Annotated in this window: 6 protein-coding genes; 5 read left to right on the top strand and 1 reads right to left on the bottom strand. The window is 39.6% G+C overall.

Features of this window, described 5'->3' with window-relative positions; all coding sequences use genetic code 11:
• The 4 genes from BT797_RS07045 to BT797_RS07060 form a co-directional block, all read left to right on the top strand.
• Positions 1–649: chromate transporter (locus tag BT797_RS07045; RefSeq protein ID WP_175545650.1), on the top strand; the 649-nt coding region annotated here is incomplete at its 5' end.
• 160 nt (positions 650–809) lie between these two features.
• Positions 810–1,037, top strand: a complete 228-nt coding sequence (locus tag BT797_RS24240; RefSeq protein WP_045110081.1) for a hypothetical protein — start codon at positions 810–812, stop codon at positions 1,035–1,037.
• Between the two features lie 93 nt (positions 1,038–1,130).
• Positions 1,131–1,559: a C1orf53 family protein gene (locus BT797_RS07055; RefSeq protein WP_244534287.1), complete on the top strand. Its 429-nt coding sequence runs from the start codon at positions 1,131–1,133 to the stop codon at positions 1,557–1,559.
• Positions 1,560–1,597: 38 nt separating this feature from the next.
• A complete protein-coding gene (locus BT797_RS07060) occupies positions 1,598–2,266 on the top strand; it encodes a Dph6-related ATP pyrophosphatase (RefSeq protein WP_075471463.1) in 669 nt (222 codons plus the stop codon).
• 143 nt (positions 2,267–2,409) lie between these two features.
• Here the strand turns inward: BT797_RS07060 and BT797_RS07065 are convergent, their stop codons facing one another.
• Positions 2,410–3,438 carry a phage integrase gene (locus BT797_RS07065; protein ID WP_075471475.1) on the bottom strand — a complete coding sequence of 343 codons (1,029 nt, stop codon included), beginning with the start codon at positions 3,436–3,438 and terminating at the stop codon, positions 2,410–2,412.
• Positions 3,439–3,579: 141 nt separating this feature from the next.
• Between BT797_RS07065 and BT797_RS07070 the strand changes: the two genes are divergently transcribed.
• Positions 3,580–4,512: an IS1595 family transposase gene (locus tag BT797_RS07070; protein ID WP_075471477.1), complete on the top strand. Its 933-nt coding sequence runs from the start codon at positions 3,580–3,582 to the stop codon at positions 4,510–4,512.
• The last annotated feature ends 442 nt before the right edge of the window (positions 4,513–4,954 follow it).

Consider the following 4,954-nt stretch of genomic DNA (forward strand, 5'->3'; position numbering starts at 1 on the left):
GATTGGTATGCAGCTTAAAAGCCCAAGTGAAGCAACGTCAGAGCCCGCCACTCAAGGTGGAGTTAATTACTTATCATTGATTATTTTTGCAGTGTTATTTGCGGGTTTACCGTTATTAACGAATTCGCCTGCATGGCTAACTGTATTTACTGATTTCTACCAATCGGGTAGTTTAGTATTTGGTGGCGGCCATGTGGTATTACCCATGCTGCAACAAGCGTTAGGTGATGCGATTGATACAGACCGTTTCCTATTAGGTTATGCAGCAGCACAAGCTGTACCGGGCCCTATGTTCTCATTATCTGCATTCTTAGGTGCTGATTTGTTGGTTAACTCACCATTGATGGGCGCGTTAATGGCGACGCTTGCTATCTTTTTACCGGGTTTCTTACTGGTACTGGGTTTCCACGGTGCATGGGAGTCGCTTGCGGCTAAACCTAAAGTAGCGGGTGCTGTATGGGGTATTAATGCGGCGGTCGTTGGGCTACTGATGTCAGCGTTATACCAGCCAGTATTTACCTCTGCAATTTCTAGTCCTGTCGATATGGCCGCGGTCATTATTGGTTTCTTTGCACTACGCACACTGAAATTACCGATTATGGCTGTTGTTTCTAGTTTTATCGTATTTGGCTATGTAATGGGTCTATAACGTTTCCCAGCAGTCTGAGGTGATATAACCTTAAATTGCTGGGTATTCACTTTATTATAAACAAGATATACTTTCGAAAATCTAATTAAATTGCGGATTAAATAAAATGAAGGATTACTATCCGAAACAGATTGTCTGTTTGACAGAGGAAACGACGGAAATGCTATACATACTAGGCGAAGAAGCACGTATCGCAGGTATTTCAGGTTTTACTGTTCGTCCGCCGCAAGCGCGACAATCGCAATTATTGGTTCGTGGTGTGGCCGTAAATTTAAGCCTGAACATGTTGCTACCCGAGAAGGATGGGACAAGATCAGTGCAGTTAAAAACAAGCAATTATTTGAAATTAAATCGGCAAATATATTACAACCTGGTCCTGCAGCCTTAACCGACGGTTTAGATCAACTTGTTGCTATTATCGAAGCATGGCAACAGCAGTACGCAAACGAAAGTGAGAATGTATAACTTGGAAATTGAAAGTATGACGAAATCAGTCGTTGATGAAGCAATTGTTAATATCGAAGAGAATGTTGATCCAATGTCCGTTCCTGTGGCTAAGCAATGTTCAAAATGCCAAGCTGAATTTGGTTGTGGTGTTGCCTCGGCAATTGAGCAGGGTGGTTGTTGGTGTCAAGAGCTACCTACAATTATGCCACTGGGTGAACTGAGTGATTGTTTGTGTAAAGTATGTTTAGCAAAGGCCGTAGGTGTCGAGATCATTAAGCAGCTTAATGCGGCGGGTTCACCAAAAGCGCGTCTTGCACTGGCTGAACCATATCGTCATCAAACAGAATTAGTTGAGAACATCGATTTTACCATTGAAGATGGCCGTTATGTTTTTAGTGAGTGGTATCACTTAAAACGTGCTCGCTGTTGTGGTAATGGTTGTCGTCATTGTGCTTACAGATGAGCGAAGAATAGAGTAGGGTAATTTGGATCATTAAAGTGATGAAAAAACAAAAAACGTTAGTGTCGTGGAGTACCGGTAAAGACGCTGCATGGACGTGTTTGCAATTGGCAAACGATCCATCTATTGAGATCGCTGGTATCTTTTGCTCGGTCAATGCGCAGTATCAACGTACCGCTGTTCACTCTGTGCGTATTGAGTTGTTACAGCGCCAAGCTGCGGCAATGAACTTACCCTTGGATATTATTGAAATTCCGTACCCGTGTAGCAACCTTGAATACGAAGCGATAATGGATGCGTTTGTTGAAAAATCAAAACAGCGTGAAGTCGTTAATTTTGCTTATGGCGATCTGTTTTTAGCTGATATTAAAAACTACCGTGTTAATAATCTTGTTGGCACTGGTATTGAAGCTATTTTTCCCTTGTGGGAATTGGATACCCAGCAGCTTGCACACGATATGTTAGCGGGTGGTCAGAAAGCGATTGTTACCTGTGTAGATCCACGTCGTTTATCTGCCGACTATGTGGGTAAAGTCTTTGACGAAGCATTTATCGCTAGCTTACCAGAAGGTATCGATCCTTGTGGTGAGAACGGTGAGTTTCATACTTTCGTATTTGAAAGCCCGCTGTTTTCAGACGTTATTCATATTGAAACCGGTAATATGAACAGTGAAGGGCACTACACTTGGATAGACCTAGAATTGGCTTGATTATTAGTATTTGTATTATTTAAATCAATCACTTATGCTTTAATGGTATAAGTGGCCTCTAATGTACGTATATACGGTCTATGATTGAATACCACTGTATACACATACATGTTTGTATTATTCATCGCCATTTCACCGCCACTTTATTTCCCCCTGCAGGCAAGCGGATTAAACAAAACGGCGTCTTGTAAATGTGATGGGGCAAAGTGGGAATATGCCATTGTTTGTTTTATATCTACATGACCAAGTATCTTCTGTAATACTAAAATATTGCCCCCGTTCATCATAAAATAACTCGCGAAAGTATGTCTTAAAATATGCGTTGCTTGCCCTTTTGGTAAACCTGAAATACACCGGCTTAGCCATTTATACAATACGCCATAGCCACACGTAAATAACCTGCCTGCTGTGTCCTGGTATATCTCATTATATAAATCTTCTGAAATAGGCACAGTCCTATTCCTTTTACCTTTGGTATTGATAAAGGTAATTTTGTGCTTTGTTACCTGAGCGCCTTTTAGGTCTATTGCTTCTGTTATTCGTGCGCCAGTTGCGAGGCAAATTTTAATGATTTGTGTCATTTGTATAGCAATGGGACTGCTTTGAACATCTGCTAGTAGCTGTGTTATCTGTTCCTGAGTAAGGTAGCTTAGCTCGCGTTCTGCTGTTTTTAGCATCTTCATGTCTGCAAGTGGGTTTGGTTGATTCCATTCATTTAATCGAGCTAGCTCATTAAACACTGCTTTCATCCACAACAAATCATAGTTATGTGAAGATATAGCCAGTTCAGCCCCAGTAAGGCCATTATGTACACCCATTGTTACTCGGTTTGCTCGATAATGTGCAAAGTCTCTGGCGGTTAACTTGGATGCGATGGGATCGTTTAATTGCTCACAAATGATTTGTAGTCGGCGAAATGCATTAGCACCGCTTTTTAAGTTTTTAGCGTGTAGTTTCCACCACAGATCAAGCAACATTGATAAACGTCTATTATCTTCTTTGCCGCCTAACCAGGGCTTATCGTCAATCTCGTTCATTGTGTAGCGCTCGAACGCTGTTGCTTCGCCTTTGGTTGCAAAACGTTTACGAATGCGCTTGCCTTTACTACCTTGCGGATAACACTCACAAAGCCAAGGTTTCTTGTGACCATCTTTGAGGTTACGAATAGACATTGTGTATTTCCTTATAACGCGTAAATCAATGTATTTAATATTATAAAATAATGAACACTGTTTTTATATGGCTCTGTTCCCTTTTAGTGTTGGTCGTTTTAGCTATACTGATAGTAACCGCAATATCATGAGGTTACTGTTATGAGTAAAGTCACTTTTACTGTTTTTCAAGAAAGTATTGAAGACCTATCTTATGCTGAACTCAAGCGCTTAAATCATCAAATCGAATTCCATCTATCTAAAGACGAAGTCGGCCAAGTCCTTGCCAAACATGAAAATGAAATATCAAACTGCCCTCATTGCAATAGTCACGTACTATCTAGATGGGGGAATACCAGCCAAGGAAAACAACGTTATCGCTGTAAAAATTGCTATAAAACATTCAGCACTCTCACTGGAACAAGTCTATTTAGAATGAAAAAACCAGGGAAATGGCTGAAATATATAGAATGTATGTGTTTATCTAATAGTTTGAGATATGCAGCTAACAAGTTAGATATCAATTTAAAAACAGCATTTAGATGGCGACATCGTTTTCTAAAAAGCCCTTCTGAGCACAAACCGACTGAATTAGCTGGAATTATTGAAGCCGATGAAACTTTTGTACCCGAGAGTTTCAAAGGTTCCAAAAAAATGCTGAGAGAATCAAGAAAACGAGGCGGCGGTAATCCCCCAAAAGTGCCTATTTTACTGGCCTTAGATCGCAATGGAGCAATAAGCCATCAGGTCTTAAAACGAGATACTAAAGAAGAACTTAGCTTGGCGCTAACACCACTTTTATCACCTGATTCTGTGCTATGTACCGATGGTAATTTATCTTATCAAAGTATCGTTAAAGAACTTAGTTTCAACATCGATCATAAACAGCTTATCAGTTTGGATAATCAAAAAGTTATTGATAAAATATATCATATTCAGACACTTAATAATTTCATGATGCGTTGGAAAATTTGGATGAAACGATTTTATGGCGTTGGGACTGGTTATATGGAACATTATATTGCTTGGTTTATCTTTATGGAAAACAAAGCGTCTTGCGAAAACAAAACCTGGCTTAATGAAGCTCTTGAATAAACCAACACTAAAAGGGAACAGAGCCTTTTATATACAGTTATAAAGTAATTGCAGTAATAATCTATGTTTTATCACACAGGCTTAAACATAGACGGCTTATGTTTAGACCTTTTTATGGAAAGATTGTGATTTTATAGGATATTAGATGTGGTGAGGGTATGCAGAGTAATCATGGTCTAAATTACGGTTTTAAGTTGGATGAAAATTATATTTTAGAATACGTATTACGTTGTCCATATGATATTTATGCTCACATGCTTCGTACAATAATGCTAAGCCGTTTCTGCCCCAAAATAGCTTAGAGCTTTTACTCACTCGTTATATGCGAGTATTTATTTGCCATATATTTTCTCATGTGAGGGATTTATCATATCACAACTGCACACGCTATTTCTCCCCAAGATCTAAACAGCCTCCAATTAGGAGGCCAATTTCAATGAAC

This window comes from Moritella viscosa (assembly GCF_900120065.1).
Classification (GTDB): Bacteria; Pseudomonadota; Gammaproteobacteria; order Enterobacterales; family Moritellaceae; genus Moritella; species Moritella viscosa.